The sequence below is a fragment of the Novacetimonas hansenii JCM 7643 genome (assembly GCF_000964405.1).
GTDB classification, from domain to species: domain Bacteria; phylum Pseudomonadota; class Alphaproteobacteria; order Acetobacterales; family Acetobacteraceae; genus Novacetimonas; species Novacetimonas hansenii.
On record NZ_BANE01000113.1, the window covers coordinates 12,372 to 35,705 of the forward strand.

Consider the following 23,334-nt stretch of genomic DNA (forward strand, 5'->3'; position numbering starts at 1 on the left):
AAATCCCCTTATGCTGATGGCAAGTTTTGAAGTGACGGGTCACTTTGGTAGAGAGTGGCGGGTTCAAAGGTAAATGCCAATGCAGGATAAAATGTAATTTCAGTAGTTGATCCACCACCATTACTATATGAATATGTAACGTCACATGTAACCATAGCTTCATTAACACCAATCATTGGCAAGTTAATGTTCACCATTTGGTTGACGTCCCATAATGTATTGGAAGCGTCGGTAAATCCCACAAGTTCAACCGTAACGGAACGAGAACGGCCATAAGCACGGTTTGCTTGCCATTGTGCGTACCTTTGCGCCAAAGACCCATCTTCGTCACTGGTGCTGTTGATCGTTATCTTGGTGCGGCCTTCACCATTGAATATGGTTGCCTGTGGATCGCTGCTGGTGGCTGCTGGTGGCAATCCAGTCTGTGACAACGTAGTGTATGGTTGCCATAGCACCTTATATTGTGCGTATCGCTGTGTGATGTCTTCTGAAAAACCATAGCTTCTTAAAGGTGAAGTTTCATTTATGGTTGTTGTAGCAGTTTTAGCAACATCATTAATTACCAAAGCGCCATATCCATTATCATACAATAACTTCCCTTGGTATCTGGCGTATCTATCAAGAATGGACCATCCTGTATCACCAATGTTATAAGGAACAGAATTCCATGCCATCTTATCATTTGTAGTTGACAAATTATAAACACCAACATTTCCACAAGTTTTACAAACTTGTAAGCATAGGTCTTCCAATGTTTGAATGTTGTTAATGGAAGTTCCGGCATATTCCGGCATATCATCAACCAGTTTCTTTAGCTTTGAACGACCACTAATTGACAATGAATGTGTATTGTTTCCATTAACAATTATACTTCTCATTTCAATCATACCTGAAAATATTTGTTTCTTTTGCAAGTATATTTCTACAGGTTCATTCATGGTAACTACAGGTAAAGTATCTCCATAACACAATAATTCCATTGTAAATGTAGATGGAACATTTTCCATTGACCTTGTAAATCTAAAAGAAATGAAGTTACTATATAGAATACTGTTTATTCTTACATATAAATCATTAGTTGGTGGCCTATATGGTGCCTTTGCTGTTACTGTAATATCAGACATTTTCAACACCTGACAAAACAGTTAAAGACAATGGCATGAACAACGGATGTATTACATTTTCGTTGTTTCTTTGTATTATGTCGTCATCATATGAACCATCGCCATATAGGTTTTGTGAAATTAAAGCCGCCGGTAATGAATTTTTAGTTGTATATGTTATCAGTTCTGGTAAACCAAAACCGTTTTCACTTAATACGGTTTGTATGGATGCTTGCAGGTCATTAAAGTAAGTAAATAATTGCCTATCAGTGATGAAATAGCTTTCAGCATCGAAAATATATGAAAGTTCATCTTTTAGGTTTTCTGCATCTGTTGAAGTAGTGAATATTATTGTTGGTATTATAGAACCAATTAACACAAGTGCATTTTGACGAACATTTGAATATTCATCACTGTTATTAACAACAGTTTTTAATGTTGAATTATAACCGTATATTTCAATGATCTTTATAAGTTCATTTACTTTTGTAAGATTGTCGTTAAATGCAGTTATGAATGTTTGTAATGTAGTTTGAACATCTGACATACTATTACCCCTATTATTATAATAGTGGTATTTAGTTGCAAAAAGGCATGTCTAAAATTTTAGACATGCCTTTCATTTAGGAAGTAATTTACTATAAAAGTAATGGCTATTAACCATCATGTTTATTTAGCTTTGAAACATTCGCCTAGAAGCCCTGACGTTGCCCATACAGTGCCGTTTACGTCAGATTAGGTACTTAGTGTATGGCTTACCCTGTATAGGCCATCATACGGCTTTCTAGGGGCTGTTTTTGAATAGCAGTATAGAAACTTAAAAACTTAATTCCGGTAGGTTCATACCTGTTTAGAAATTTAAGTTTCTATCGTCTTCTATGTCCTTTAAACATGTATATTAAGTTTTTTGCTGTTTAGTTTATTTTTTACTTGTTAAAAAAGTTTGTTTGTGACATAAAGCTTTCTCTTTCAAACAACGCCACATATTAAAGGCATTTAAGAAAGGTATTTTTGAAACAACATAAAGGAAACAAATTAATGCTTAACGAAATTCAAATTGGTTTTGCTAACTACATTGAAGAATACATTATTTCAGAACTAGAAGAACGCCTTTCATATATACTTTCTGAAATATACCAAAATTCAGAAGAAGAAATTGAAGAATATCTACTAAATGAAATTGTTCAAGAAGAAGTTCTATATACAACAGAACGCCTTGTTAACAATGAAGAATGCAAAAAACTTATATGTAATGTAGCAGAAACAGCAAAAAAACAAATTGAATCTTGTTGCAAACAATATGTGAAAAATTTAAATTTTGAAGAAACTATACTTGAAATTAAAGCCAATGAACCAAAAGAAATAGACGTAGATATTATAATTCATTGTCAAGAAGAATTTGGTGAATGGCTTAAAGGTTCTGATTCAAGAACTTCCATTAGCCTTTTAGAGAAGTACGTTTCATATAGCGCAATGGTTGAATATGTTTGCGAAGGGCTACATGAAGAATCAGAAACATATGAACATTTACTTAAAAAACAAGGTTTTGTTGATCTTATATTTGAATACAACGGCTGGAAATTGTTTATACTATTTGCAACAGAAGAAGGTTATAACATATATAACAAACCTGAATAAAAAGGGGGCATTTAAGCCCCCTTTGTTTCATTCTTTAAGGTATCCTGCCATTTTCAACAGTTTACCTATTGCCTTTCGGTAAGTCATATCATCGTGGTCTGAACAGAAACGCATAAAGGCATTGTATGTTTCCTGATCAAGCTTCACGTTAATCGGAAGCGTAAGACCAACATGGTTACGCCTTGTTTTCACTTCGCGCCTTATAAAGCCATGTCCTTCCGCCACTCGATCAATCTTTTCAAGATCAACATCACGGCCCGTTGGCTTAATGGCAAAAGCATCATCATCACTCATGATACAATTTCCTTCGTTACCTGTTCAGCATTCATAATGGCCTTTTCAATGCCATTAACCTTTTCTGATGACAGTTCATACAGGGATGTTTTGTAGGCAAATATGGCCTTGTATGAAGATCGTTCATTCAACTGGTTTTCCATCAATGGCAGGCCATTGCGCGCAAGCTGCGCCGCGAGATCCCTTTCAAGCCGTGACTGAATGGCCGGATTGGTTCTGGAGAGCATCACCTTAAACGGGATTTCCCGTTCCAACAGTTCTTCTTCTTCTTTGATCAGGTTAATGGTCCGCCCCGCCTGATTGGCGTCTAATGTGCTTGCCTGAAATGGCACTATAACCGTATCAGCCTTAGCTATGGCCCGCGCCACAAGCCTTGACGCCACGCCTTCAAGGTCGATCAGCACGTAACCTGCCTCAATAGCGTTTATGTGCGTCACCACGTTGTTTTCGGTGATATCCCCTATCACCTTAACTGGTAGTTTTGAATCGCCTGTGCGCCAGCGTTCTTGCGGCTTGTTTGGATCGGCATCAAGGATCGTCACGGCCTGTCCTTTGTGAGCAAGTACCTGTGCCACAATCTGGCAGGTAGTAGACTTGCCTGCCCCACCTTTAGAGCTTGAAAAAGCTAGAACTTTCTTCATGATGTTTTGTGTTCCTGTATCTTCATATACAGATAGCATCAGGTTTCTGTATATTCAACTACATAATGCTTTATGATGTTGTTGCTACATATGTCACGGCTCTAAATTTAGAGCCTTCAAGGATGCTAGTTTTGCCATACCTTCAGGTTCTTTGATCTTACTGATGGAGATAGCTTGAAGTTCATCAAGCCAATCTGAAATACGCGCCCGATCTTCTCCATCCTGCCAAGCCAAGGTCTTACCCTCAAATTCATCTTCAAGGCGGTCCTTAACAGCCTTGAATGTATCGTTCATGGAATCAAGTTCAGCATTGAATTTCTGTATGGCCTGAATCGTCTGCGTCAGTAGATTCGTAAGTTTGATTTGATGCCGCTTCATGGCCGCTGTTTCTTGGGCAGAAAATTTTAAAGCCATCTTTATACCCCTAGAACTTTATGTAGTTGGTGCTACACAAACATAAAGCTTTATGTTTGTGTATGCTTTTCTGTCAGATGATACCTGTAGCTTCAACAACCACCTTATTTGATGTAGCTACATTTTTATTCCACGCATTCGGCACCTAAACGCCCTTCCAGTTCATCCAGCACCAATCGCTGATCTTGGTTTTTGGAATCGCATATGCTGGCGACATCTTTAATGGTCTCGGTATCATGGCTTTTGTTTTTATTGCGCAGGGAATCAGGTATTAGCTTACATCCTCGAAAGGGGAGGGGAAAGCACTAGCTTCATGAAGCTAGTGCTTTGTGTTGCTACTTGCTGCTAAAGCGTTCCTGCGCCGTTACCATCAGTTTCACGAAACGCCTGTAAGAGCCGTTTCCGTCAGCCTTAAAATCGTTCTCAATGGCTTGTGCCATTTCTTCCGGGGTAAGTTCTGCCTGTTCCGCCATAAACTCGATGGCGTATTTGCCAGCCTGCTTGAACACATCGTTAGTCATTGGGTTAAATCCTCAACAGTGGCAGGCGGTATTGCCTTGCTATGTCCCTCTTATAATACCGTAGTTACGTAGTTGTCAAGGGAATATGTAGCTACATATTTCGAGTGCGAGGGATTCCCCTTGCTCTATAACTACAAAAACACTACATAAGATCTACACGTCCCGCGCGTGAGATTAACAAGCAAGATTATCCGAGGACTCTTTCACATGCCCACCACAACCACCAGCACCGGAAGCCGTGAGAAAACACAAATCAGCATGGTTGTTGATAAGGCAGTAAAGGACAAAGCCTATGAAAACTTGAAGCAGGCGGGCTTAAAACCCTCAGACATATTCCGTGATGTTCTTCATTACATAGCAACCACCGGGGAACCGCCGATCAAAAAAGAACTTTTGAGCGCCGAGGATCGGGAATTACTGATCGAAGCAAAGAAGGTGCTGGCGAACCCGGGTAAGATCACCAGAGTAAAAATTGATGACCTCGACAAGCTATGAAATTGGCTTTTCTGAACCTGCGCTAAAGGCATGGCGTAAGCTGGATAACACCATCAAAATCCAGTTCAAAAAGAAGCTTGAGAAGCTGAAGGACGATCCAAGGGCTGCGCCTCTGTTGGCTGGACCGCTCCACGGCTTGTATAAAATCAAGCTACGGGATTCGGGATACAGGCTTGTTTATGCGGTCAAAGACAGCGAAGTCATGATCCTGGTGGTCAATGTAGGCCGCCGGAACCACGATCAAGTTTACGACGATATAGGGGAGGGGGATTTTTAATCCCCCTTTCTAGGGTGGTGTTGGGCTAGATAATATATTGTCTGATGTCACCATACGAATCTTCCACTAGGATATGCGTTCGTTTCACGATCAGCTTTTGGCCGTCAGATAGTGAGATATGGCCGACATTATCAAAATCTATCTGACCATCACGAATTGAAGTGATCTGGTCACTATTCACTGTGATTTGTTTATTGCTGTAATGCTCGATGAATCTTACCCATGAGGGCATAGTCATATCTCCATAAAATGATGCTTGGTCCCGGCGGCCATAGCTATCTGAACACTGTCAATTCCGTGACGTGGGAGCAAGCCCATTTGCCCGTTAATCAGATATATGGGCATCACAAATCTGGCGATTTTTCCATTACGGTCGATAACATCCCTAGATGTCGCATAAGTTCCATTATGCCATCATGTTACATTTTGTTCATGATATGTTGCTCTTTTCGGCACAAAATACCATCCGCCGGTTTTTTAATGCGTTACGTGAAAAAGTCGTCACTCATTCATCCATCTTCTAAGCAATTTTTATGCCTGCCTGCCTGCTACGCCAGTCCGCGACTAAGCGTAGATAGTCATCAGTGGATAGGTGGTTGTGCTTTTTTGGGTCTGGATAGTTATCCACAGCCCCTAAAGCCTTTTTAATTATATCTTTATTCCCCGTTACGTAAAATTTGCGAATAGATGCGGCAGCTTCGGGAACCTTGGCTAACGCCCTGAAAACATAGGCGTTTGTGTCCTTCCACCAACGACGCCCCACACGCTTACGTCTGGGAATGATGGTTAGTATCCCCAGCTCCTGCGCGATTTGTAAGGCTGTCCAGACAGTGCGGGCACTGGCACCGGCCATCTTAGCTATCAGCTTATGGGAAGGACTTCTGTGACCCGCTTTACGGGTCAGGAACAACAACTGAAAAAGTATGTCCTTATGTAATGCCGTTAATGCTCTGGCCTTACGGCAATCCATAATGGTTGCCTTAATGTCATTGAAGTTCATTAGCTTTGCCTTGAACAAGGCACAAGCAACTGCTATAGCAGTTTCATGCCTTGCCTGATTTGGTCGCAATGACCGATTTGGGATAACGGGGGGCTAAACCGGCGAGCGATTGTGGGTAGCAATCTCACGTCAGCTTTGAATGGTGTGCTATAACATCTTCATCTGCGTTCCAAAGGCCACGCTAGAATAATCTAGCGTGGCCTTTCTTTCATCTAGGGTTAGGGCATAGCCGAGCGTAAGGCATCGTTCATACGGGTTTGCCACCCGTCGCCCGTGCGCTTGAAAGCCTCGATTACGTCAGGATCAATCCTAAGCGTAAGAAGCTTCTTGGCATTGGGGTTAGGTTTAGGTCCGCGTTTCTGTCGCTTGCCCGATGATGCGAATAAATCATCAGATTGAATCCGTGTCACTTGGGCCTCCCTTACTGAACATTGCCTTACACGAATCAACCGTAGTTACAGGAATGATTCATGTCAACAACCATCCATAGAGTCGGAAAATTTTTATAAGTCATATTCAGTATGTGTAACTTTACATACTGACAACTGTATGTATCTGTAGCTACATCGTTATGTACCTTCATATGGCTATATAAACAGATAACGTTGTCAGTATGATGTTTAGACTTGTTATAAAAAACTACATACATATAATAGATAAGTTAGCTTATAAGGATAAGAATGATGTTGATTCAGTCTTTGTTAAAAGGTGTTACCGCTGTTGATGACAACAACATTTTGAAAGGTGTTGTTGTTAACAATCCTTCTCCGCGTGAAAATTTCATTAATGCAGTTAAGTCACAAATTTCACTGGTTGAATATGATATGAAGCCAGAAGGTGAACCAATTAAAGGTAAGAAGTGGTATAAAGTTGTTGATAAAAACGCATATACTTTTGTGCGTTATTCTGTAAAGAAAATTAAAATACTTCCAACACAAACAGATGATAAAGCCGCCCTTCGTGTTGGAACTACCTACGCTTCACTTATCAAGTTTTATGAAAACTTGATAAAGGTTGCCGAAGCTGGTGAGCTTGATGACGTGCTTGATAATGTAGCTGCTGAAATGATTGCGGAACGCAAAGCCAGCCGTGAACGGAATGCCGCCGATCCTGAATATCAGGCAAAACGTGAAGCTACTAAAGCAAAACGTGAAACCAAGCTGTTAGAAAATCATGGGGGTTCCGAATTGTTTGAACATAATAAAGATTAAGAAGAAAATGCCTCATAGATATATCTATGAGGCATTTTCTTATGGAAGCCATTTATATAGAAAGAAGCCTGAAGCGCCTGAGCCGCCCGCGTAATTGTTGCCGGTAAACCCCGTGTCATAAGCGCCTCCACCGCCAGCACCATACGCGGTTCCGTTCTGCCCCCCCTGAAGGCCGGATCGCGCACCACCTACGCCACCGGGTCCGGGACCGCCCGCACCAGAAAGTTGAGCCGTCCCGGCTTGCCCGTCCTGCCCATCGTTGCCGGGGTCGTTGCGGAATGTTCCCGACACATCGGATGTCCCCATGCCCGCACCTGCGCCACCTGCCGTATTCGTCGTGGTAGACTTTACGCCGGGGCTTCCGCTAGGCAGGGATTGAAGGCGCTGGCCCGCGCCATTCACGCACGAGGTCACGCCCCCGTAATAGCCGGACCCCGGACCGATATTACCAGCGCCGCCCGAACCTATGGTGAATTTCAACGTATCTCCGCCAGTAACGGAATAGACGCCCTCCATAATTCCGCCGGAACCACCACCGGAACCAGAATAGGTCTGCGTGGTATTGACGGCAGCGCATCCCATCGCGCCACCCCCGGCTCCAATACCACGTAAATAAACCCTCGTCACACCTGTCGGGACTGTAATGGTAGTTGATGAGCTAATAGGGTAATACGTGGATGATATTATAGATTCTACGTTTTCTGCGCGTTCCGTTTCTTCTGATAGTAAGTTTTTTACATCTGCTTCTGCGGCGTTGACTGTATTAACTGTGGCAACAGTTGTTCCCTGTAAAGTCAATGACCCTGTAATATTGCCACCAGCAAGGTTAAGATAATTTCCTTCTACCCATGACTCAAAAGCAAAGTTTCCAAGATCAGTAGTGTTTACAGTAGCTTTAAGACCTGAACCATCTGTAGCATTACCGATATAAACAGTATCATTAGTTTGATCAGAAACGCCACCTTGTCTAACAGGGGTATATCCAAGTTCACCTGCTGTTACATATGATTTTACCCATGCTGTATTACAGATTTTTTGGCTATCATCTGTTGTATCAGGTGTTGGACATGTTGGCGTTCCCTTAAATGCTGGTGAAAGTAGGGGCGCGTAAATGGTACTTAAAGCTGTTGTTAACTGTAAATGGTTTGTTGAATCTAAAGTTATACCAGCATTAGTAACAACATTAGAAATTTCATCATTGACATTTTGAAACCAATCTACAGGAACTAATGTTCCGGGTTTTCCTGTGCTTGGGTCAGGTTCATTAAAAGTAATATTTTGCATTAAATTCTCTCCCTATTTTAATATTAAGTATTTACTGATATGTAATATACTTTTACATAGGAAGGTAATATTGACTGGAATGTACTCTCTAAAACGCTGTAATCATCAGAATTATTCACAACAAAAGTTACATCGAACTCATAACTGTAATCATTTGTTGTTCCTACTTCATCACCTATTCTGTATATTCCTGCAACTATTGCGCCATACTCTATAATAGTCATTTCATAACCAAGCTGTTTTGCTAAGTTTATAAAGTAACTATTTGAAATAGAACCAGTGGCAGTTAACATGGCTATTACTTGTTGCCTTTGTTCTTCTATTGTTTGTGTTGGTTCTGGTGTTATTCCTAGTGTTTCTTGCCACATAGGTAATAGAACTGTTGTTGTTCCGGGGAAAACTTCGTCTATAGTTTCACATGATAAAGTATCCATATCTTCAAATACTAATCCAATTGCTTTTGCAAAATCATTTAAGAAAGTATCTTCATCTTTAGGCCATGCAAAACCAGTCGGTAACAAGTTTTTAAAAGCTTGTGGGTAACTATAACCTTGTTCTGTGAATGTTTGTAATATTTCTGCCATTCCTTACCTTTTGTTTATGAATATGTAATTGTGCCAACTTCTAAAAGTTGACCTTGTGTTGTTGTTATATCTGCCGTTGGGGATACCAATGTAAAATTAGATGTATTAACAACAGACTGAATTGCCGCACTTATTGCTGTTATATACAAAGTTGTTCCTAATGGTGTTCCTGTATTATGAAATAATGTAGTTAATTCTGTTTGTATTTGTGTTTCTTGATCTGTTGTAAGGTTTGTTAAACCTTTTATTTCTATGTTTACAGGATACTTTATAGGTGAACAAATAATCATGATTTCACCTATCGGCTTGTTTGAATACATTTGGTTAGCGATGTTTAGTTGATCGCCTGTTGCTGTAGTCCAGCGTGTTTCACTACTGGCCGCGCCGTCAGTTCCTTGTGGATAGCCTTCGTAGGTGTTTGTGCGGTCCAGCATCACATAAACAATCACTTCATTGCCTGCTAATGGGTTTGAACAGCACCAAGCTTGTGTAACGCTTGGAACAGCTAAAGCCCATGTGACGTGATCTGATACAGAACCACCGCTAGGGCGTTCTTGAAATGCCGCTATAACCCTTGCACGTAAGTCATCATTGCTTTCAACGTCAGTGCCGTCAGTGATGGCATTAGCAAGAGTTACAGTGCCGTCAATGCCTGTGTATGCGGAATTAAGGGTAAGGACCGTGCCACTAACGCAATTGCCTGTGGTGCCAGCCGTTACCGCTGTTATGTTCACTGGCTCATTGATTGTGGTAGCTGTGTCAGTTGAATATTGCGTGCCATCTGCGCGGGATAGAATCGTACCGGCCGGAATCGTGGTTGTGGTGTTCGTTCCTGTAAAAGTCACGTTTCCTGTTGCGGCTGTCGCATACTTTCTTGTAATGGATTTTAAAGTGCCCCATGCTTCTAATGTTAAATCTGTTGCTGTAAATGGCACACCTTGTTCAGCAATGTATTCATTATAGCCTTGTTGTGAATAGATCATTTTGGCAAGTGATTTTGCCAATATCATTAAAGGTGAAGATGGAAGTACTTTAATTCCTGTTTCTGTTTCAACATAGTTTGTAACTGTTGATAATATTTGCTGGTATGTTTGTAATATGTACATAAGAAAAATATTCCTAATTAGTTCTAATTAGGAATATTTAGTTGTTTTAGCTAATTGGTGTTTCAGTTATGCTTTCACATGAAAATACAAATTCTGATGTTAATTGAACTGGGTCTTGTGTTACCACTTCCTGAACGAAACAATTTTTACCAATAACTTGTAAGTTGTTTCTGGTAACGAATTGAACTGTCAAGTCATCTGCTGTTAAAATTGCAGAAGGTGCCACACCTGCTAACCATCTTACTGTAACAGTTATTTTTGCTGCTGTTGGTTCATATGATGTGACGTTTTCAACACCCATAAGTGAAACTTGTCTATTTTTTACAACGGTAACTACATTCCAAGTTACATTCTCAATTACATCATAAGGTACGCCGTTAATGGTGAATTCACTAACACCTTGTGATTGTTTTGTTGCTATTGCCATTTAATTTTGTTCTCCTATATTAGAATGAAAAATCTATGTTGATTTGGATTTGTCTTAATTGTTCAACTAGAATAATTGGACAATAAACAGAAACAACACCTTTGCTTGCTAATGTAACGGTTACACTGGCATCAAAAGTATCAGCATCTTGGCAATAACCAGCACTTACTAAACCTGCATAGATTTGAATAAGGGTTGCCCTAATTGCTGCTGTAGTTGTTGTGTTTTTACCAGTTATTGAAGTATTAACTGAAGAACTATCAACAATTTTCATACCTGTATTGAAATAAACAGTGTTACATGTATCTCTGAAAGTTTCAGAACATACGGAAACAGTTGGTAAGGTTTCAGTGTCTTGGTATGTGTCGTCTGGAGTTCCAGCCGCATCAGTTTGGTAAGTAGTTCTTGAACGTTCAAGATATACGTCACCGGCAGAATCTTCTTTGGTGATTGCTACACCAGCATTGAAGATAGAATTACGTTCTGTAATGGTGAATCCGTTACCAGAAGGAGCCACATTCAATAATTCAAGTTGAATTGGTGCTGATGGGTCTGCTGCTAGGCTTGGCGCAACTACGGCAGCGACAGCGGCCATTTTTACAATGTCATCGTCAACTGAGCCGGGTGCGAATCCATAAACATTTGTATATTTTGAATTAACAGTAGCACCATAAGAAAGTAAGTTAGTTGCTGTGTCTGTTCTTGCTGATAAGTGAATGCCGTAAAGTTCTGATGCATAATTATATCTTGCATCAAAGAATGTTGCTATTGCTTGAACTTGGTCACTGTCAGTGAAAGGTGTAACCAATACAGTGAATGGTGTTTCTTCAATTACTGCTAAAGCTGCATTTATATCTGCAACACTGTCTGAATTTGCTGTTATCAAGTAAACTGCTGTTACTGAATCGGTAGCAATGTATCTTTCATAAGCCCTTGTAATATCTGCTTGTGTTCCAAATATGCTTTGAACATTTGAAAGTGAACCTGCATAAGTTAAGGTGTTTACAGGACCATCAATGGTTACAGTTGAACTAGGGGCAATTCCGTTTCCTGCTGGATCAGATGCTAGACCAGTTCCGTCAGTTGTGAATGAAATGCCATTTACGCCACTGTTTGCATTAACTGATGTAACGGTTATTGTTGCATTGTTTAATGTAAATTTGTCGCCAAGGTGATAACCTGAACCAGCATTTTGAATGTTGATTGTGTTAATGGCGTAACTATCAATCTTTGTTGAAGTTGCATTAAATGTTGCGCCTGTTCCTTTTCCACCTGTTCCAGTAATACCAGTTGCGGTCATGTCAGAAACTAATGCTTGTGTGTAAAGTGTTGGGGTGATTGCTGTAATAACTCCGTTGGTATCAACTGTTTTTACGGTTGCAGTTCCAACATTGTTTACGGTTATTACATCACCTACTACATAACCTGTACCACCAACATTTAAAGTTAATGATGCTGGTTTATAAGTGATTGCGTCGGTACTTGTAACATTAAAAGTGATACCGGAACCATCAACTAATTGACTGTTAACAGCCATAATTACAACTGCATTAGTGGTATTAGTTGTTGTTCCTGTTCCTTGTATTGTTACAAAAGTGCCCGGAATAATAAAATCTGATGCTATGTCTACCATATTTTTTTAAATTTCCTCTTGTTGAAATAAAGTTAAAGTTATTTAGTTATTATTACTTCTTGTTCAGAAATAAGTTTATCGTTTTTGTAATATTCACCAGTGATGTCTATTTCTGTTAAATCGTCATATTCTTCACAATACCCATCTTCCGGATTTACTTGCTCTGTAATACTGAATTTGTATTCGTAAATGACACGGGAACCACTCATGTAAGCAAAATCCCATGACGGTCCCATCATAGGTGTGGTGGCATTGGTGCTAGGTACCCATCCGCCTAAACAACTGCTTAGGTCTATTCTTACATCTGTTGTTGTTATTTGTGCTTTTGCGCCTGTTAAGTCTTTGTTTGTATCTAATACAACAAATACACTTATTTCCGTTTCTAATATACCTGTATAGCTATTGAGTGAACTTACTGATTCAAAGTCACCGCTTTTGTTTACTATCACGGCATATGGCAAATTAACTGGATTTAGTTCATCTATTATTCTTTCCAAGTCAACGCATATTTGAACTTGGTTATTTGTGAATATTTTTGTATTGCTTTCTATCTGGTTCAAAACATCTACTGTTGATAAGAATTTTCCCATGGACTCTCCCTAATTTGTAGTAATGCCATTCATGACGGCATTTGTTATTCGTTTTTCAATTTCGTCTTTCATTTCGTCCAGAACAACAGACATGAATGGTCGTGGTAATATCGTGCCTTTATGGCTTTTACCTGTATTCTTGGCTCCAGCAGAAAGGAACAACGCATAATATGCACCATCTGTTATTGTGATTTTGTTTTTCTTTATTTTGTATGTTATCGCTTTTGCTAACAAACCATTCATCAAGGATGGCACTTCACCGGGTGCAGATGCCGTATGGCTTCCACGTTTCACACCTGATGGGACTGAATTCCTTAATAGTGTTTGAACTTTTGCCTTTACTTCTTTTGCAATTATTCTAAGTTCTTTTCTTAATGGCTTCATATTAATCTTTAACATCACTTCATTGACTTGTATTTGCATTTGGTAATGTTCCTGTAAAATTAGGGTCTTCTAATGTAAGATGGCAAACAAGGTATCTTCCTTCTTGGTTTACAAGTTGAACATCATTCACTTTGTATAATTCTGTTCTTGTTGTTGTAAAACTTGTGTCTTCATAAACAAGTGTTGTAACTGATGTAAAACTATCAATGTCAGTCATATACCTTGTTGTTAGTATATGTGTTGATTTTCTAATGTCTTCTTGAACACCGTCAACAATCTTCATTGGGTTTAATGGATACAAAGCGGCCATTTCAGAACGTATAAAAGTATATTGTTCTGTATTCCCGCCAAATTCTGAATCTTTAATGGGTAATGTTTCAGTTTTATAGAAAGAAACCTGTCTTTTTATTTCGTTTGTTGATATCATTCTTTCCCCTTATCTTGGTGAACCAAAGTTATACCTTCTATAATTACATAATAATTGTTTTGCAGCTTCACTGAACAAGCCATTAGAACTTGAACGGTTGTTGAACATGTCGGCAGTCATCAGCTTAATGGCTAGTTCAATGTCTGTTGGGCATTGTCCAGATGGCGCGATGCCACCAGTGTAATCCACCTGTAGGTGTGAAAAGTTTTGAACTAGGTCTTGCATCGCTAGGTTATATGAAATGCTCATGCGGCATGGATCAGTGGATAAATCAACCGCATAATCTGGCCCTAGCGTTAATGGGATATCAGCTTGCCCCCATACCCCTAGCGTCACGTTTTGGACGCTCTGGGCGGCTGTGGGAAAGTCTATCCATTGCCCTGCCACATACTGAAAGCCATATGAAATGAAAGAACGGGCAGAAAGCCATGAATTGAAAAATGCTTCTGTCTTTTCAGATTCACCACGGGATAAGGTCCAGCGTATGGACCTTTGCACAATGAAGTCACCTAGATAATTTTCAACTGCTGATGTAACCGCTGTGGCGATTCCTGCTATCTGTGGCGCTTGGTTTGGATCAAGACAGGCCACAAACTGCACCAAGTCAGCGGTAGAAACCGGACATATGATGTTTTCAGCAACGGCTTTAGTTAACATCTTTAGTCACCATATCAGAACCATCGGCTTTTATAATTGTTGCTTTTCCTTCTTTAACTAATTTTTCTGCAACAAGTTTAGGAAATTCCTTTACAGTTCCAACATCTAATTTGTCGTTTATTTTTTCTTCAATTTTAACAATCATGTTATTCTCCTATCTTTTAGTTATTTACCAACAAAAAAGGCCAGCCATAGGCCAGCCCTTAATGTTTTGGTTTTTAACTGATTAAGAACCAGTAGTTGTTGAAGTACTAGAACCTGTTCCGCTAGTTTTGGCTTTACCAATACCAGTTGCGGTTGAAACATCACCGGATGCAGGTTGTTCATAAGCTGTGTTGCTGTTGTCTACTGCGTCAACAAATCCGTTAATTTCCAATCTGAAAAGGGAAATATCGTTGGTTAATGCGGTAGCCATTGTATCAACTAATCTGTATGCTTGGCCTACTTGTTGAACAAGGTTTGTGCTATCTACAGTACCGGCATTGAATTGTTCAAATGCATAGAAGTTTCCGTTACCTTGCCAAAGTTTGTCTTTAGAAACTAAGTAACATGGTGCTACTTTACCTGTTGCTGTTGCACCAGTTACAAGTGAATCTTCATTGGTTGAAATGTTAGAAGATGAAAGTACTTTTACGCCGAAAAGATCACCATCTAAAATGTTAGCAAAAACAAAGTTACCAAGTTGTGTTACTCTTGATTTAATTTTACCTAATACAAGTTCAGGAACAATCAAATATCTTTCAGAATAATCACCAGCGTTACGCATTTTAGCATCTGTGGTAGCAATCAAGTCTGCAAATTGTTGGATTGCTGCTTGTGCTGATGCTGCTGAACTGTCAGAAACAGTTGAAAAATCAGAAGAAACAATGTTTTGTGTTCCAGAAGTATAACCTTTCATACCCATTGGGGCATTGTTTAAACCAGTACTATTAAACAAAATTTGTTCAACAGTAAGTTTATGTCTTGATTGCATTTCTTCAACAATTAAGTCTTCAAGAATACCACCTGAAAAGTTAAGTGCTTGTTTTGTGTAGTAAAGAATTGATCCATAAAATTGACCTTCAACGGTAACAACGTCTGAACCAATGTTGCTTGTTGATATTAAACCATTTTCAAGATTGAAAGCACCGCTTGAAGGTGAAATTACACGAGGCGCAATAAGGTTATTGTCTTTTAGATCAACATTTCTTACAAATTCAGTAGTTACAATGTTTTTATTCAAAAGCGGAATTAACATATCAGGGCGATAGTTAGGTGCTTGGAAGTTGAAAGAACCGACCATACCGGGTCCAGATTTTACAATTTCACGGTCAAAAGCTTCTTTACCGAATTCTTGTTGGAATCTTTTAGCTGCACCTTTTTCACCAAGCATTGGATTTGCGGCCCATGCACGGGAAATAACGTGACGTGCGGCCTTTCTAAGTTCGTTGTCAGTATCGCATTTGTTGCCAGTATATTTTACAATGGCTGGTGCTGAATAAGATTTTTCAGAAACGTCATCATGATCTTCTTCTTGATCGTCTTCTTTTTCTTCTTCTTCTTCTTTGCGTTTAATACCGGCTTCAAGTTTAGAAATTTTGTTTTTTAATTCTTCGTATTTTTCATTGAGGTCAGATGTATCTTCATCTTTCATATCGCCGTCAATGATATCATCACTAATGTCTTTTAAATCTGATTTAAGTAATGATACTTGTTTTTTTAATTCTTTAATGGAAATTGCCATATAAAAATTTCTCCTAGTTTGTTTTCATATTTTGCCTTTCAGCGTTGTATGGTTTATTTATTTAGTTAGCACTTGATTCCAAAATAGTCTAAATCGAAAAGTATTCTCTTTTTTCTTATAGCTTTTTGCTTTTCTTTTTCTTTTAGTTCTTGTTCTTCCTCAATTTCTTCTTCAAGTTCTAATTGTTCTTGTTCCTGATCTTCTTCTATTTCTTCATCTTCTTCTGTTTCAGCTTCATCATTGGTTTCCTGTTCATCATCCAATGAACGGGTAATGACCAATGCATCACGATTAGAAGGAATGGAAACTATAGAAAATTCGGTTAGTTCAGCTTTTGTTATATTCAAACCGCCTTCTTCATTAAAATCCCATTCCAACGGAATAAAACCAATGGAAACGGCATTTAAAAAACCATCTTTTATTGATCTTCTTATGCTTTCTGCTTTAGCGCCATTATAGGGATAATCGGAAGGGGCAAATTCAACGGTTGCTTGCCAGCCGTTGTCTACCTGTTCAATGTTCACGCATTTGCCTATTGGCAATTCGGAACTGTCATGGCCCCATAAAACAACAGGATTTTTAAGGTAATTGCTGATATCTAAGCCGTTGGCGTCAACAATATCATTGTCACGGTCCATACTATCATTGGTAATTATGAAAGTTGAACCTGTATCAGAATTTAGTATTTCATAGTCTTTTGTTATTATAGTGTTGGAAGTATCTAGTTTTTCTTTTACCTGTTCTTTAAATCCTTTAACTGTTAAAAATTTAGTTTTCTCCATCCGTTTCCCCTGTTGTGTTTAAACTTCCTGTTCCGTCCTGTTTTGCTGTATATGTTGGTGTTAAGAATTCTTCACCTTCACCATCTGGAATAGGTGCATAACCTTCTAATTCCCTAACTTCATCGCGGTTAAGGAAGCCATTTGTTATGCCAATGGCATATGATTGATATCTTTGTAATTGGTCTGCTGAAATAACTTTTGAAAAGTCAAACTTAAACCTTAGCTTTCCTATTTCTGAATCAAACAACATTTTAATATCTAGTTGTTCTTCAAGTTGCCTTGTTATGGTTTCTAAAGCATCGCTTATATAAGCACGTTCTTGTTGTTCCATATTTGCGGCTTTGTCGGTTTCATTGAATCCCAACTTATGGCCCGGAACTTTGTACATTCTGGCAATTTCTTTAGTGATCTGTTCGCGGGCTTCCAAAAGCTGCAATTCAGCGGGCGATGTTGCTAAATTTACATAATCAACATCGCCGGGTATCACTGGTGTCCTACCAGCGTTAACAATGGTAGCTTGTGCCCTGTTCCATGCTTCTTGCATTTGTGCTGTTTCTTTTGGATTGGTATTCCCTAAAACCTTTAGAAAGCCTGTGAAAGATGTTCCGTTCTGGAATGCGCGGGCCGCTGTTTCTTGTGCTGCCAGCCCAAGGCCAAACACATCTGATGCCATTTCAATAGGGCTTGAACCTTGTATGTTTGAATACAAGCTGTTGTTTTCTATATGTATCATATCTTCTTCCCTAATAGTTCTATTTGAACCTTTTTGTTTAGGAAAAGAAGTTTTGTAACCACACAATAACCTACAGTTGTTTACATAATAGTATCTGTCGCCGTTGGTGCGTTCTTGAACACTAACTTGCCAGTCATTGACTGGAACTAAGTTAATTGGGGTACCTTGTGAATCACGAACAATAACTATGTAACCATTACCACCTAAAAGGAATGAAAAAGCTACTTGTGTTAATAGCTTTACCAAGTCATTTCTTTTGTTTGGTTTCTTTAAAACCTTTGTTAATGGATGATCTTTGTTAACGGTCCATCCGCCGTTAGTTTCTTGTTGAAGATGTAAAGGTAATTTACCAATATCAGTTGAAATAAAGTTTATGCATGCGTAAGCGGCTGATAGTTGCAAAACTGTTTGTGTTGTAACTGTAACACCTGATGCAGTGGTGCCGCCAAAATAACCGCCAAATAATGCTGTTCCTATATTGTCAATAGGAACTTGCGGTATTTCGGCTGTTGCATCTTTAGTTACAATTTCAGGTTCAACTTTGGTTATTTCTTTTACATTCTCCTTTTTTCTGTTAAAAAATCCCATATTCACTCCATTTATAATATCCTTTATTTACCAATGTTGTTTCTGTAATATTTGTTAAGTATATTTCTGTTATAATAAAGTAAGTTACCTTGTTCATCTTTTTCTAAAAGAACATTATTCTTAACTTGTTGTTCTATTTCTGCATAGTTCATTGATGACCTGTTTTTATGTAAGGAAATTATTTTCCTTTCAAAGTTTTGTATTCCATAATGTTTTATATCTATTTTCAAGTCATCTGAACTGCCATAATATTGTTTCCAGTCACTTTCATATGTAACTGTTTTTGTTTTTCCTTTTATCTTCTTTTTTCGTTTGAAATATACTACTTTCTTACCTATGTATTTTTTGTTGTTTATCTTGTTTGTTATTATGTAAACAAAACCAACATAATTTAAAACATCTTCATAAGTAAGGCCATTTGGTAAAATCCATTCCATAAACATCCCCTTTAGGAATATTTATGGAATGTCATTAGTGTAGGTTTGGACCCATAGCTGTTGTTGTTCTATTGTTGATGTTTGGCTTGTTTATATTAAGGCCGCTTTTGCTATCTGTTTGCAATGAAGTTGATACTTGTGCCGGTACATTTCCATTAACCGCAATATTCATGTCAAGGGTATGTTGAATAAGTTTGTCAAAGTTATCATTTTGATACTTCATGGCTTGTTGTGTTCTTATATTTGCTTCCTGTCCGTATTTGTCGGCAGGACGTTCATCTAATGAAGATACAGTTTGTGCTGCGCCATATACTGATATGCCGGGATTATCCATTAACACCTTACGGGCTTTTTGTGCGCCTGCATCGCCATGTTTCATATCCCATAGGTAAGCCTTAACCTGATCGTCATAGCCTGCCTTACGCACATCAATGCCAGTTCCATTTAGGATTTGCATTACCCTGTCTCTGTGCCACTGGCCTAACCCGAATGCATTACCGCCATCGCCATTAGCACCAGCGTCAAAACCTGATTCTTGTGCCACATTGCCCATGATTCCCATTGCGGCATTGCGGCTGTATCCGTCTTTCATGGCCGCACCAACTAAGGTAGCTGCCCTTTGTTGGCGGTCATTCTGAGACAGTTTTTCATGCCCATGACCTTCACCAGCAAAGTAGCTGCCAACTGTTCCGCCAAGCTTTCCGCCAAGGTAAGAACCTGCTACGGCACCGGCTGCTGTTCCCATAGGTCCAAATGCAGAGCCAAGGATTCCACCAGCTACACCGCCAACACCTTCACCTATGGTTTGACCATAAGCCGTATCACGGTCGGTTTTGTCTTTGATTTTTGAATCTGAATAAAGATCAAAACCAGTTTTTATAATTCCTAAAACACCAGCTATTTTAGTTATTTTACCAAGGAAGCCATCAAAAAACTTTAGCAAACCACCACCGGGTTTTAAGTTAACTAACGAATTTATCTTGGAAAATAAGGATAGTTTTGAAATTCCTTTGAATATTGAAAACAGGTTAAAAGCTGTTGATGCTGCTGCAACAAACCACCCTGCCAGTTTTAAACCTATCAAACCATATATAATGGTTTTGAATCCGCCTATTTCATTATACCAATATTTTATGCCGTTTCCGATGCCTTCCCAGTCAATACGGGATAGCCATCCGGCAAGACTGGTGACACCATCCACTAGACTGTCTATGGCCTTATCTGCCTGCGGCCCTGCTAACCAATCTGCCAGCTTGTCCAGTAAGGGGGATAGCTTAGGCGCAAGCCTTCCTATTATCGTTTGTGTAACGCCATTTACGGCGGTTAGGACGCCTTCATATGATTGCCTTAGCTGATTGGCATTCTTGATGTTGTCTTCACTATAACGGCCAAGGAATTTTGCGCGTGCTTCTGCTGCATGAACCTGTTTTGAATCCATGCCCATGAACGCTGTTGTACCCAAAGTTTCTTGTGATATTTTTCTAAGGGTTGAAGCTGGAATATCTCCTTTCTTTGCATGTTCAGAAACATAGTCTAGTACTTTGTCTCTTACCTTGTCAGCACTATCAGTATAAGCAAGACCAAGCTTATTATAAATGGTTTGAAGATCACCATTGCCACCAAAACGCATAGCAACTTGATTGTCTTGTATGGTGCTGGTCATTTGTTCCATTGAATTTTGACCAGTTCCCAAAAGGTTAGATGCACCACGCATTTGTTGCAATTTATTAGTGCTAACACCAAGGCCAGATGAAACACGCTGTATTTCATTTGAAAGCATGGCGAATTGACGTGTCATACCAATTACACCAGCAATAGAACCTAAACCAAATATACTAGCAAAGGCTTTTCCTGCCCTTTCAACTGGCTGAATAAGTTTACTGGTTTGTGTTCTTAAACTTTTTAAACCTGAAAGTTTATCAAACTGTTGTATTTGTCTTTGCATACGTTTGTATGGCGCTTGTGATAGCGCCATTTGTTTGTTGATGTTTGCAAGAACGCCACTTGCCTTATCAACTGCTGAAATTGTTAATGAAAAATTCCCATTTGAAGCCATTGTCAATACCCCATTTAAATAATATGAAGTATTTAAGAAAAAAGCCTTATGGAATTTCCATAAGGCTTTTCATTATTGTATCCTTTGTATTATTCTGCTTACGGCATTTGCCAATTCTTCAAGCATGATTGTCTGTATTTCTGGTGTTAGTTCCACTTCTTTCTTTTCTTTAAGTGCTATACCAATTTCCAATGTTATTTCTTCTGGTACATCTAGTTCACGCAATTTCTTATTTCTTGTTAAGGCGCTTTTTATCCACTTTGCTTGCCCTTCTGTTAAGGTGCCAGTTTTTGAATATAGACGGTAAATGTCGGTTGGTATTTTTTTAAAGTTTGCTGATGTATGTTCAATTAGTTGTTCAAAGAATGTTTCTATTTCCATTTGTTTTAATTTCCTTTAATTAGTTAGTAAGTATTTTCTTACATAAGTATTTAGTATTATTGTAAATAATAGTACATTTTAACTATTAAAAAGGAAGTTTTATGGAAACAGAAATATTGAAACTAATTGTTTTGGAAGTAAGAAGGTTAGCAACATCAGGAAAGTTATCTGCCGATGATATGGTGCTTTTATTCACTTACAACCCGGATTACTTGAAAATGTATTCATTGTTAGAAACATCAACAAATGAAGAATTTAACCTTCTTAAAATGATGATTGTTACTTACCAATTCATGTTGAATAAAAGCAAAAGCACTCAACAGTTAAACAGTATGATTATGCAAGTAAAAAATATGTATGAAAAAGAAATTCAAAATACCAACAATTAAAGTTCCGAAAATAGAAACGTCTGAAAACAAAACTTTGCCAGTTGAAGAAAAAAGAAAGGAAAACCAAAAATCATATGATAATCACTGGCGTAAGTTTTCCAATGCATTTAGGAAAAAGCATTTATTTTGTAAGCAATGTTTGAAGGAGGGCGTATATACGTACAGTGATTTGCACGTTGACCACATCATACCTTTAGTCCAGAGACCGGACTTGAAGTATGTTGAAAGCAATTTGCAAGTTCTTTGTCGTTCATGTCACGGCAAAAAAACCTATAAAGAAACTTTAGGTAAAGAAAAAGGCCAGTAAATTTACTGGCCTTTTTTATGTTGGTATTTTTCTTTTTTGCATTTCTTCTGTTGTTTCAAACCATATCATTAACTGATCCAATGGAACATTCCATATGGAATATGGATCGTCTTGGTGTATGTTTGACCAGTTATTGAGAATAATAATGGCTTGTATATGTCTTTCAAATTTTTCTATTTCATCATCTGTTGCATATTCAAAAGGCAAAGATTTTTTTAGTTCAAAAAATCTATAATTTCTTCACCTACATTACTTTCTAATTGCATAAAAACTTCAACAGGCAAATCAGTTATTTTACATGCAAGTTGAATTTGATAATCTAAAAATTCTTCTGGTGATGGTGGTGTTGTTTTGAATTTCTTTTGTGGCAAATATTTTTCACCGAAAGTTGGTTTTCTAACGGTTACATTGTCATATTTTACGCCACCAACTTCAATTTCATCAAACTTAATTACTTTTACATTTTTTTTAGTCATTATTTCTTCCTTTGTTAATTGTGTAAGGTGTTATTATTTAGTTGTTTAAATTTCCTAGGAAGATCAAAGCTTCTTTATGGCGACGAATTACAAGGCCGGGTTCTATGTGTTTTCCGGCATAAACCCATTTACTGAATTCAAGGCTGGCGTTTATGGGCTGGTTAGCTTGCACCAGTTGCCATAGCGTGGATTTAAACAGTGCATTGATTCCAAGATTGTATGCAAAATCTGCTAGGGCTGCTGTCTGGTAGGTTTCAAGCTGTATGGTGCTACGGGCTGTAATTGCCTGCCAGATGGCTTCCAGATCGCTTATAAGCCATTCTTGGGCCTGTTCTGGTGTAATGGCCTGTCCGGGCTTTATGCGGCTTCCTGTGGTGCCGTAACCTTGCGTCCACACGCCGCAACAATCTTGATATGGCTCTAACCTTAAACCTTCTGATGATTCCACTAACTGAATAAGGTATGTTGGCAAGTTCATAAAAAAATATTCCTATCTGTTGTAATAGGAATATTTAATGTTGTTATTTTGAAAGTTTTGCGTCCATTGATGCAATGGTAAGTCGCAAGTCCATAAGTGTTTCATTTAGTTGTGCTTTTAATTTGTTTCCTTCTGTTATTAGTTCTTCAAGTTTCTGGTCTTTTTCATCTAGTTTTTGATTCAAAAACTTGATGTTTAAAAGAAGGTATAAAATGAATCCACAAAGAAGGGTAACAATAGCGGCAGGTCCGCCAGTTATAAAAGCTTTACCTATAAGTGAAAGAAAATCGTCCATATA

General features: G+C 38.6%; 33 protein-coding genes. 6 read left to right on the forward strand and 27 right to left on the reverse strand.

Annotated features, from left to right (window positions below):
• Positions 1 to 8: 8 nt before the first annotated feature.
• On the reverse strand, positions 9 to 1,124 hold the full coding sequence (locus tag B7G66_RS17830; RefSeq protein WP_159107957.1) for a phage baseplate assembly protein: 1,116 nt from the start codon (positions 1,122 to 1,124) through the stop codon (positions 9 to 11).
• Positions 1,117 to 1,650, reverse strand: a complete 534-nt coding sequence (locus B7G66_RS17275; protein ID WP_141312933.1) for a hypothetical protein — start codon at positions 1,648 to 1,650, stop codon at positions 1,117 to 1,119. Before B7G66_RS17275 ends, B7G66_RS17830 begins: the two co-directional genes overlap by 8 nt.
• Positions 1,651 to 2,141: 491 nt before the next feature.
• Here B7G66_RS17275 and B7G66_RS17280 point away from each other — a divergent pair, with 491 nt between their 5' ends.
• The gene (locus B7G66_RS17280; RefSeq protein ID WP_141312935.1) at positions 2,142 to 2,741 is read left to right on the forward strand and encodes a hypothetical protein; all 600 of its coding nucleotides are present in this window, start codon (positions 2,142 to 2,144) and stop codon (positions 2,739 to 2,741) included.
• A 27-nt stretch (positions 2,742 to 2,768) separates the two neighbouring features.
• On the opposite strand, the gene B7G66_RS08840 is transcribed toward B7G66_RS17280, so the two are convergent.
• From B7G66_RS08840 to B7G66_RS08855, 4 genes are all read right to left on the reverse strand, one after another.
• Complete coding sequence (locus tag B7G66_RS08840) at positions 2,769 to 3,035, reverse strand: hypothetical protein (protein WP_048859106.1); 267 nt, start codon at positions 3,033 to 3,035, stop codon at positions 2,769 to 2,771.
• Complete coding sequence (locus tag B7G66_RS08845) at positions 3,032 to 3,676, reverse strand: ParA family protein (protein ID WP_052955179.1); 645 nt, start codon at positions 3,674 to 3,676, stop codon at positions 3,032 to 3,034. The genes B7G66_RS08840 and B7G66_RS08845 overlap by 4 nt, the downstream gene beginning before the upstream one ends.
• Positions 3,677 to 3,769: 93 nt before the next feature.
• On the reverse strand, positions 3,770 to 4,090 hold the full coding sequence (locus B7G66_RS08850) for a hypothetical protein (RefSeq protein ID WP_048859108.1): 321 nt from the start codon (positions 4,088 to 4,090) through the stop codon (positions 3,770 to 3,772).
• Positions 4,091 to 4,425: 335 nt separating this feature from the next.
• Positions 4,426 to 4,611 carry a hypothetical protein gene (locus B7G66_RS08855; RefSeq protein WP_048859109.1) on the reverse strand — a complete coding sequence of 62 codons (186 nt, stop codon included), beginning with the start codon at positions 4,609 to 4,611 and terminating at the stop codon, positions 4,426 to 4,428.
• Between the two features lie 207 nt (positions 4,612 to 4,818).
• Here B7G66_RS08855 and B7G66_RS08860 point away from each other — a divergent pair, with 207 nt between their 5' ends.
• Both B7G66_RS08860 and B7G66_RS08865 read left to right on the forward strand, forming a co-directional pair.
• Complete coding sequence (locus B7G66_RS08860; RefSeq protein ID WP_048859110.1) at positions 4,819 to 5,106, forward strand: type II toxin-antitoxin system RelB/DinJ family antitoxin; 288 nt, start codon at positions 4,819 to 4,821, stop codon at positions 5,104 to 5,106.
• Entirely contained in the window at positions 5,087 to 5,383 is a 297-nt protein-coding gene (locus B7G66_RS08865) for a type II toxin-antitoxin system RelE family toxin (RefSeq protein WP_048859111.1), read from the forward strand. Before B7G66_RS08860 ends, B7G66_RS08865 begins: the two co-directional genes overlap by 20 nt.
• A 520-nt stretch (positions 5,384 to 5,903) precedes the next feature.
• Here the strand turns inward: B7G66_RS08865 and B7G66_RS08875 are convergent.
• Together B7G66_RS08875 and B7G66_RS19065 are read right to left on the reverse strand one after the other, a co-directional pair.
• Complete coding sequence (locus B7G66_RS08875; protein ID WP_141312937.1) at positions 5,904 to 6,383, reverse strand: hypothetical protein; 480 nt, start codon at positions 6,381 to 6,383, stop codon at positions 5,904 to 5,906.
• Positions 6,384 to 6,601: 218 nt separating this feature from the next.
• Positions 6,602 to 6,793: a BrnA antitoxin family protein gene (locus tag B7G66_RS19065; RefSeq protein ID WP_200146823.1), complete on the reverse strand. Its 192-nt coding sequence runs from the start codon at positions 6,791 to 6,793 to the stop codon at positions 6,602 to 6,604.
• A 270-nt stretch (positions 6,794 to 7,063) separates the two neighbouring features.
• Between B7G66_RS19065 and B7G66_RS08885 the strand changes: the two genes are divergently transcribed.
• The gene (locus B7G66_RS08885) at positions 7,064 to 7,594 is read left to right on the forward strand and encodes a hypothetical protein (RefSeq protein WP_048859114.1); all 531 of its coding nucleotides are present in this window, start codon (positions 7,064 to 7,066) and stop codon (positions 7,592 to 7,594) included.
• Positions 7,595 to 7,633: 39 nt separating this feature from the next.
• Here B7G66_RS08885 and B7G66_RS17285 read toward each other — a convergent pair whose 3' ends face one another.
• From B7G66_RS17285 to B7G66_RS17315, 16 genes are all read right to left on the reverse strand, one after another.
• The gene (locus B7G66_RS17285) at positions 7,634 to 8,878 is read right to left on the reverse strand and encodes a glycine-rich domain-containing protein (RefSeq protein WP_141312939.1); all 1,245 of its coding nucleotides are present in this window, start codon (positions 8,876 to 8,878) and stop codon (positions 7,634 to 7,636) included.
• 23 nt (positions 8,879 to 8,901) lie between these two features.
• Entirely contained in the window at positions 8,902 to 9,462 is a 561-nt protein-coding gene (locus B7G66_RS08890; protein WP_080937651.1) for a putative phage tail protein, read from the reverse strand.
• Between the two features lie 14 nt (positions 9,463 to 9,476).
• Positions 9,477 to 10,568 carry a baseplate J/gp47 family protein gene (locus B7G66_RS08895; protein WP_080937652.1) on the reverse strand — a complete coding sequence of 364 codons (1,092 nt, stop codon included), beginning with the start codon at positions 10,566 to 10,568 and terminating at the stop codon, positions 9,477 to 9,479.
• 46 nt (positions 10,569 to 10,614) lie between these two features.
• Entirely contained in the window at positions 10,615 to 10,995 is a 381-nt protein-coding gene (locus B7G66_RS08900; protein ID WP_080937653.1) for a phage tail tube protein, read from the reverse strand.
• Between the two features lie 19 nt (positions 10,996 to 11,014).
• Positions 11,015 to 12,628, reverse strand: a complete 1,614-nt coding sequence (locus B7G66_RS17290) for a phage tail sheath subtilisin-like domain-containing protein (RefSeq protein ID WP_141312941.1) — start codon at positions 12,626 to 12,628, stop codon at positions 11,015 to 11,017.
• Between the two features lie 38 nt (positions 12,629 to 12,666).
• Complete coding sequence (locus tag B7G66_RS17295) at positions 12,667 to 13,218, reverse strand: hypothetical protein (protein WP_141312943.1); 552 nt, start codon at positions 13,216 to 13,218, stop codon at positions 12,667 to 12,669.
• A gap of 9 nt (positions 13,219 to 13,227) precedes the next feature.
• Positions 13,228 to 13,641: a hypothetical protein gene (locus B7G66_RS17300; RefSeq protein ID WP_141312945.1), complete on the reverse strand. Its 414-nt coding sequence runs from the start codon at positions 13,639 to 13,641 to the stop codon at positions 13,228 to 13,230.
• Positions 13,622 to 14,029 (reverse strand): phage head completion protein, encoded by a 408-nt coding sequence (locus tag B7G66_RS17305; RefSeq protein WP_141312947.1) that lies wholly within the window; start codon positions 14,027 to 14,029, stop codon positions 13,622 to 13,624. The genes B7G66_RS17300 and B7G66_RS17305 overlap by 20 nt, the downstream gene beginning before the upstream one ends.
• Positions 14,030 to 14,038: 9 nt before the next feature.
• Entirely contained in the window at positions 14,039 to 14,686 is a 648-nt protein-coding gene (locus B7G66_RS17310; RefSeq protein WP_141312949.1) for a hypothetical protein, read from the reverse strand.
• Positions 14,676 to 14,831 carry a hypothetical protein gene (locus tag B7G66_RS17835; protein ID WP_159107958.1) on the reverse strand — a complete coding sequence of 52 codons (156 nt, stop codon included), beginning with the start codon at positions 14,829 to 14,831 and terminating at the stop codon, positions 14,676 to 14,678. The genes B7G66_RS17310 and B7G66_RS17835 overlap by 11 nt, the downstream gene beginning before the upstream one ends.
• Positions 14,832 to 14,912: 81 nt before the next feature.
• Positions 14,913 to 16,409, reverse strand: a complete 1,497-nt coding sequence (locus tag B7G66_RS08905; RefSeq protein ID WP_080937654.1) for a phage major capsid family protein — start codon at positions 16,407 to 16,409, stop codon at positions 14,913 to 14,915.
• A gap of 65 nt (positions 16,410 to 16,474) precedes the next feature.
• Positions 16,475 to 17,191, reverse strand: coding sequence for an HK97 family phage prohead protease (locus tag B7G66_RS08910; protein ID WP_048859115.1), 717 nt, complete (start codon positions 17,189 to 17,191; stop codon positions 16,475 to 16,477).
• Positions 17,178 to 18,512 (reverse strand): phage portal protein, encoded by a 1,335-nt coding sequence (locus B7G66_RS08915; RefSeq protein WP_080937655.1) that lies wholly within the window; start codon positions 18,510 to 18,512, stop codon positions 17,178 to 17,180. The genes B7G66_RS08910 and B7G66_RS08915 overlap by 14 nt, the downstream gene beginning before the upstream one ends.
• A gap of 23 nt (positions 18,513 to 18,535) precedes the next feature.
• Positions 18,536 to 18,949 (reverse strand): hypothetical protein, encoded by a 414-nt coding sequence (locus tag B7G66_RS08920; protein WP_200146824.1) that lies wholly within the window; start codon positions 18,947 to 18,949, stop codon positions 18,536 to 18,538.
• Between the two features lie 34 nt (positions 18,950 to 18,983).
• Positions 18,984 to 21,005 carry a phage tail tip lysozyme gene (locus tag B7G66_RS08925; RefSeq protein WP_141312915.1) on the reverse strand — a complete coding sequence of 674 codons (2,022 nt, stop codon included), beginning with the start codon at positions 21,003 to 21,005 and terminating at the stop codon, positions 18,984 to 18,986.
• Positions 21,006 to 21,077: 72 nt separating this feature from the next.
• Positions 21,078 to 21,386, reverse strand: a complete 309-nt coding sequence (locus B7G66_RS17315; RefSeq protein ID WP_141312917.1) for a hypothetical protein — start codon at positions 21,384 to 21,386, stop codon at positions 21,078 to 21,080.
• A 101-nt stretch (positions 21,387 to 21,487) separates the two neighbouring features.
• Between B7G66_RS17315 and B7G66_RS17320 the strand changes: the two genes are divergently transcribed.
• Positions 21,488 to 21,775 (forward strand): hypothetical protein, encoded by a 288-nt coding sequence (locus B7G66_RS17320; RefSeq protein ID WP_048859118.1) that lies wholly within the window; start codon positions 21,488 to 21,490, stop codon positions 21,773 to 21,775.
• On the forward strand, positions 21,744 to 22,082 hold the full coding sequence (locus B7G66_RS08930) for an HNH endonuclease signature motif containing protein (protein WP_080937656.1): 339 nt from the start codon (positions 21,744 to 21,746) through the stop codon (positions 22,080 to 22,082). Before B7G66_RS17320 ends, B7G66_RS08930 begins: the two co-directional genes overlap by 32 nt.
• A gap of 215 nt (positions 22,083 to 22,297) precedes the next feature.
• On the opposite strand, the gene B7G66_RS17325 is transcribed toward B7G66_RS08930, so the two are convergent.
• The 3 genes from B7G66_RS17325 to B7G66_RS17840 all read right to left on the reverse strand — a co-directional run.
• The gene (locus B7G66_RS17325; RefSeq protein ID WP_141312919.1) at positions 22,298 to 22,558 is read right to left on the reverse strand and encodes a phage tail assembly protein; all 261 of its coding nucleotides are present in this window, start codon (positions 22,556 to 22,558) and stop codon (positions 22,298 to 22,300) included.
• 37 nt (positions 22,559 to 22,595) lie between these two features.
• Positions 22,596 to 23,036 (reverse strand): lysozyme, encoded by a 441-nt coding sequence (locus B7G66_RS08935; RefSeq protein ID WP_048859119.1) that lies wholly within the window; start codon positions 23,034 to 23,036, stop codon positions 22,596 to 22,598.
• A 43-nt stretch (positions 23,037 to 23,079) separates the two neighbouring features.
• Positions 23,080 to 23,334, reverse strand: a 255-nt coding sequence (locus B7G66_RS17840) for a hypothetical protein (RefSeq protein WP_159107959.1), incomplete at its 5' end; no start/stop codon positions are given.